General features: G+C 61.1%; 2 protein-coding genes. Both read right to left on the reverse strand.

Annotated elements, in window-relative coordinates; translation table 11 throughout:
* Nucleotides 1–42 precede the first annotated feature (42 nt).
* Nucleotides 43–3177 (reverse strand): efflux RND transporter permease subunit, encoded by a 3135-nt coding sequence (locus JQ567_RS19535; RefSeq protein ID WP_212440322.1) that lies wholly within the window; start codon nt 3175–3177, stop codon nt 43–45.
* 10 nt (nt 3178–3187) lie between these two features.
* Nucleotides 3188–4828 carry an HlyD family efflux transporter periplasmic adaptor subunit gene (locus tag JQ567_RS19540; protein ID WP_212440329.1) on the reverse strand — a complete coding sequence of 547 codons (1641 nt, stop codon included), beginning with the start codon at nt 4826–4828 and terminating at the stop codon, nt 3188–3190.
* Nucleotides 4829–6000: the final 1172 nt, after the last annotated feature.

Consider the following 6000-nt stretch of genomic DNA (forward strand, 5'->3'; position numbering starts at 1 on the left):
GAGTCTCTCCTTTTTGTGAGCGATTAGAAGATTTTTGAGGGACTAATACGCTTGAGGTTGTGCGGCTCCTGCACGGCCGCCCTCAGCCCCAAGGCTGAGCGAGCGCAAGCGGTCGAGCGGTTTGCGGCCAAAGCGCAAGAACAGGATCGGCGTGACGAACGCATCGAGCAACGTCGCAGAGACGAGACCGCCGAAAATCGTGACCGCGACCGGATGCAGGATTTCCTTGCCGGGCGTTGCGGCATCGATCAGCAGCGGCACCAGCGCCACGGCCGCCGAGAGCGCCGTCATTAGGACCGGCGTCATCCGCTCAAGACTGCCGCGGATAATGAGATCCGGCCCGAAGGGGATATTCTCGTGAATGGCGAGATTGACGTAGTGACTGATCTTGAGGATGCCGTTGCGTGCGGTGATGCCGGTCAGCGTGATGAAACCGATCATGCTGGCAACCGACAACGGTTGCCCGGCAAGCCACAGCGCCGCGACTGATCCGATCAAAGCCAGCGGCACCGATCCCATGATGATCAGCGCCAAAACGCTTGAGCGGTAGCGGCTGTAAAGAATCGCGAAGATCAGCGACAGCGATAGCAAGGACAGCAAGCCGATGGTACGGCTGGCCTGTTCCTGTGCCTGGAACGTTCCCTCAAGACTCGTGGAGACGCCTTCAGGTAACGCCGCGCCTTTGAGGTCCTGCCGTATGGCTTCGATGATCTGCGCGGTGTCGGTGCGGCCATCGGTATTGGCCAGCACCACGACGCGCCGCCGTCCGTTCTCCCGCAATATCTGATTGGGGCCCTCGGTCTCGCGGATATCTGCGATTTGTCGCGCGGGCACCCAGCCCGAAGGCGTCTCTATGAGAAGGTCGCCAAGCCGCTGCGTGGTACGCAGACTATCCGGCAGGCGCATCATCACGTCAAAGCGCCGGTATCCGTCGGCGATGCGCGAGACCACGCGGCCGTTCGAGAGGCGGCTTAATTGTTCGACCACGGCCCCGGGCTGAACGCCGTAAAGGGCGGCGCGCTGGTAATCAACGCGGATTTCAAGCTGCGGGATGAGGACTTGTTTCTCCACCTGAAGATCAGTCAGGCCCGGGATGCTGGCGAGCCTCGTGCGCAGGGTGCCTGCCGTCATGCGTAGCGCTTCAAGATCTTCCCCGAAAATCTTGAGCGCGATCTCGGCGCGCACGCCGGAGAGCATATGATCGAGCCGGTGCGAGATCGGTTGACCGATATTGGTGGACAGCGGCAAGACCGCGAGCCGCGCGCGGATATCGGCGACAATATCGGACTTGCTGCGCGAATTCGTCTTGAGATCGACCTCGATTTCGGAGGAATGAACGCCTTCGGCATGTTCATCAAGTTCGGCACGCCCGGTGCGGCGGCCGACCGATTTGACTTCCGGCACACCAAGGATGAGACGCTCCGCAATCAAACCCACCCGGTTCGACTCCGTCAGCGACACACCGGGATTGAAGAGAAGATTTATCGTAAACGAGCCCTCGTTGAAGGGCGGTAGGAACGCGCGCGGCAGAGCAAACGCTGAAGCCCCGGCCAGAACCACCAGCAGCGAGGCGCTTCCAAGCACTAGGCGCTGGGCCGCAAGGGCGCGGATCAGGGAGGTGCGGTTGACGCGTTTCAAAAACCGCACCAGCGGGCTTTCATGACCATCAAGGCGCTTGAGCTGTGGCAACAGGTAATAGGCCATGACCGGGGTGAGCGTGATCGACACCACGAGGCTGGCCAGAATGGAAATAATATAGGCCTCTCCGAGTGGAGCGAATAACCGCCCCTCGATGCCCGAGAGCGCGAAGAGTGGCGCGAAGACCAGCACAATAATCATTGTGGCGTAGACGATGCCGGAGCGGACCTCCTGCGAGGCCGACACGATGACGTCAAAGACCGGGCGGGGATTATCGGCGGCACGGTTTTCTCGCAAGCGGCGGAAAATGTTTTCGACATCGACCACCGCGTCATCGACCAGTTCGCCGATGGCGATGGCGATGCCGCCGAGCGTCATGGTGTTGATCGACAATCCGGCAAAGTAGAACACGACCGCCGTGGCCAGAATGGAGACGGGAATAGCGGTCAGCGAAATCGCCGTGGTGCGCCAGTTGAGTAGAAAAGCAAACAGAATGACCGCCACCACGATGGCGGCTTCGATCAGCACCCGCTGCACGTTGTTGATCGAGGCTTCGATAAAATCCGCCTGCCGGAACAGGATTTGATTGGCCTTGACGCCCTGCGGCAGGCTCGCGCTCATGTCCTCCAGCGCCGTCTCGATCTTGCGCGTGAGCGTGACCGTATCGACATTCGGCTGCTTCTCGACGGACACGATCACCGCAGGCTTGCCCATATAGCCGCCGTCCCCGCGCTTGAAGCGGGGCGTGAACGAGACATCGGCCACCTGATGCAGATAGACGGGGCGGTTGTTGATCGTCGTCACCACGACGCTGCGCAAATCGTCGAGATTGGTTGTGCGCGCGATATTGCGTATCAGATACTCGCGCGCGTGCTGGTCGGTGAAGCCGCCGCCGGTGTTGACGCCGAATTGGCCAAGGGCCTTTTCGATTTGCTCATAGCTGACGCCGAGTGCCCGCACCGCTGCCGGTTGCGGCGCCACCCGGAACTGGCGGACCTCGCCGCCAATTGGAATCACCTGCGCCACTCCCGGAATGGACAGAAGCCGTGGCCGCACGGTAAAATCCGCTACCTCTCGCAGGGCCATGGGGCTTGCGCTCTCGCTTGAGAGCGCGATGAGAACTATCTGCCCCATGATCGAACTGACCGGCCCGAGTTGCGGCACGGTGTTGGGTGGCAGCTGGTCGCGGACCAGGGCCAGCCGCTCAATCACCTGCTGGCGGTTGCGGTAGATATCGGTGCCCCATTCGAATTCGACATAGACGATGGAAAGGCCAATGCCTGAAACCGAGCGCACGCGCGAAACGCCCGGCACGCCGTTCATTTGCGTTTCGATCGGGAATGAAACCAGTTGTTCGATCTCGGGCGGCGCGAGGCCTTCCGATTCCGTCATGATGGTGACGGTCGGCTTGTTAAGGTCCGGGAAAACGTCAACCGGCAATTTCGTCACGCTGTAAGCGCCAAAAACGATCAGAACACCAGCCAGTGCGAGGACCAGCAGGCGGTTGCGCAGGGACTGAGTGACGAGGAATGTGAACATGATCTTCCCCCTAGCGCACGTGATCGAGAAGTTCGGCGGCTTGCGTCACGATGCGCTTGCCCGGCTCCACACCGGCCGATATCAGCACGCGCTCACCGTCGAGCGGCGCAGTCCGCACCGCGCGGGGGGCGAAAATCTCGGCTGTGACATGCTCGAATACAATGTCCTGCCCGTTCGCCGCGCGCACGAGGGCACTGCGCGGAATCGCAATGCCCGGCACTTCAGCTTCGGTGCGCACGATCACGCTGACAAACTGCCCGGCGCGAAGCTCCGAAAGATCGCCGCTCTCGATCGCGAAATGCACCGGGATGGATTGGCTGCGGTCGGCAAACCCCGAGCCGCGATGGCTCACGTTGAAGATTTTTCCGGCGGCCGTTTTCGCATACGCGCCTCGCGCATCCCGAATGACCTCGAAGCTCAACGCTTCGATCCAGAGTTTTTCAGGATCGATGATGTGAAAGACGATGGCGTTCGGTTGGGCGATTTGTCCCGCCACGGCGTTGCCGTCCGCGACGACGCCCGAGACCGGCGCGATGAGCGCTTCCGCCTCACGCCTTGATTTATCCAGCATCGCGCGGCGTTCTTTCAAGCCCGCCACTTCGCTGCGCGAATCTTCAAGCTGAAAGCGCGCAACCGCGCCCGAGGGCGCCAGTGTTTCAGTTCGCGCGAGCTTGCGTTCGGCGATGGCAATCTGTTGATCAAGCTCGCCCTGCCTCTGGCGCATATCGGAAACATCGATCGCCTGCATGGGCGGCGTGACATAGGCCAGGACATCGCCGGCCTTGACCGGCGTTCCCAGACGCGGGAATCCGCCTGGGGGTGGGGACAATCGGCCGCCGATGGCAGCTTGTACGAAGCCGCTGGCATTGGGATCAGGAATGACGCGCCCCGGTAATTCGGTGGTGCGGTGGTGAACCGCGGATTCAGTCACGACCGTGCGCACCGCAAAAATCCGCTGCGCGGCCTTGGGCACGTACACACGGCCATCGGGCAGGCGTTGTGCCAAATCACTCGTTGGCGCGGCCGGTGACTTCGCTTGGTCGCCGTGGTCCTCACCTTCATGGGCAAAGGAAGGCGCGGTGCCCAGAACAATCAGGCTCAAAAGCACCGCCGCAATGGCCCGGCGCCACGAAGCCATAAGGCTCGCACCGATAAGCAACCCGGCGAGCGCTGCCCCGATGATGGGAAGAGGATTGTTGAACCAGGAAAGTCCGCTAGCCTGCGGCTGGTCGTCATGCGCTGCACCGGGGACGGTAAGCGTAACCGGCAGAATATCAGTGGCGTCTCCCGCCGTGACGGTAAAAATCAGATCGACGGCACCCGCCTTTGGAAGCCAAGGCGCGGGCAACGTATAGGCGTCGCCCGGTATTTCCTTGGCAACAGCGGGGCCAGCGGGCGTCTCAACGTTGATCGTTGCGCGTTCGACGGGTTCGTTGGTCGCGAACCGGTTTAGATAAACCGCCAGCACATCACCGCGCGCCACAGCAACGAGTTCAAACGCCTCCGATGTGGCCTCGCCGCGTGCGTTCGTCGATGTCCCCGTGGTGAGTTTCGGCTGCGCGTGGTCGTGCCCCTCATGCGCGCGCAGGGGCGCAGCTTGGAAGCCGATGAAGACGGAAGCGCTTAAGGCTGCCGCAAATAGAAAACGCATGAACGTATCCTTCGCCTTGAACATAAATCGCATCGGTGCACGCGTTGCCACGCGATAGCGCAGCGAGAACGCATGGGATGCGGTCAGATCAGGCGAAGGTTCTGGGGGGCTTGCGCAGCGCCGTGGGGTCGCGGCCAGCCGGCGCAGGCACGGTGGCGCTATAGGCCTGCGCGCGAATCCAAACAGGGCCGTCATCGCTCGGGGCATCCGCCAAGGTAAAGGCGCAACAGGCATGCGATACACCGTCGCAACAGCCGCCAACGCAGCCCGATTTCGATTTGCCCGAGGCGGGAGTGGCTGCCGATGCGAAAAGCTCCAGAGTGGCGGCGGCAGGTTCTGATACTTCCGAAGACGCAAGCGGTTCAGAGGCCGGGACGGAATTACTGACGACCGGGGTCTGTCCGCCGTGACCGGCATGTGCATCGGCACGCGATGGGACGGCAAACAGCACGATCATGCAGATCATTGCCGCCAAAAATCCCCATCTGTGGTTCGCTTTGCGCATGTGCAGATTCTATCACAATCCGTGGTCGGAATGGAATATAGACCGCAGAATGGCTAATTCCAGCCAAAGGCCAGCCAAATTCGCCGAATGGGCCGATTGTATCTCCGGAACCCTCAAAATCGTCACTTCTTGTTGTTGAACGCGGCGCGGTAGATTGCGTCGCTTCGCTGGCAATGACGAAGTTGGATCGTCGGGTGCGACAAATTAGCCCGACGGGCAAATCAATTCCGATTTTCGGAAATCGTGTCAAGCCCTGAAATAGAAAATATTTCTGTTTACCAGAAGGGCAAATCAGGGGCATATGTTTGGCCATCCCGTCCCACTCAGAGGGCGTCGGCCGTCGTCACGGACGTTGGACGGGTTGCGGTGGACGCTGATGTCGCGACGACGAACGTGGCGGATAGCGTACGGCGAAGTCGTGTGGTCCTGGCGCCCCGTTGCTGGCGTCACGTTCGTGAGGAGCCAAACGCTTCTTGCGGGCAATGGTGGCAAGAAAGCCCGTTCACCAGGGAGAGCACGATATAAGCCGTAAAGCCATTGCGCAGGGAAGGCCGGGTGTTCTCCGCTGGACCTGTATGCTCGTGTGCATTTTGTTTTGTGCAAACCGCACGCGAGACCGCGGGTGCAGCGCGCACCCGGTCTTCCCTGCGCCCTCTCATTGGAGGGC

This window comes from Bradyrhizobium sp. AUGA SZCCT0431, assembly GCF_018131065.1.
Classification (GTDB): domain Bacteria; phylum Pseudomonadota; class Alphaproteobacteria; order Rhizobiales; family Xanthobacteraceae; genus Bradyrhizobium.

What these genes read in the sequence shown, in the direction of transcription:
- JQ567_RS19535 (WP_212440322.1), bottom strand. Translation starts at nt 3,177, where the DNA reads ATGTTCACATTCCTCGTCACTCAGTCCCTGCGCAACCGCCTGCTGGTC.
- JQ567_RS19540 (WP_212440329.1), bottom strand. Translation starts at nt 4,828, where the DNA reads ATGCGTTTTCTATTTGCGGCAGCCTTAAGCGCTTCCGTCTTCATCGGC.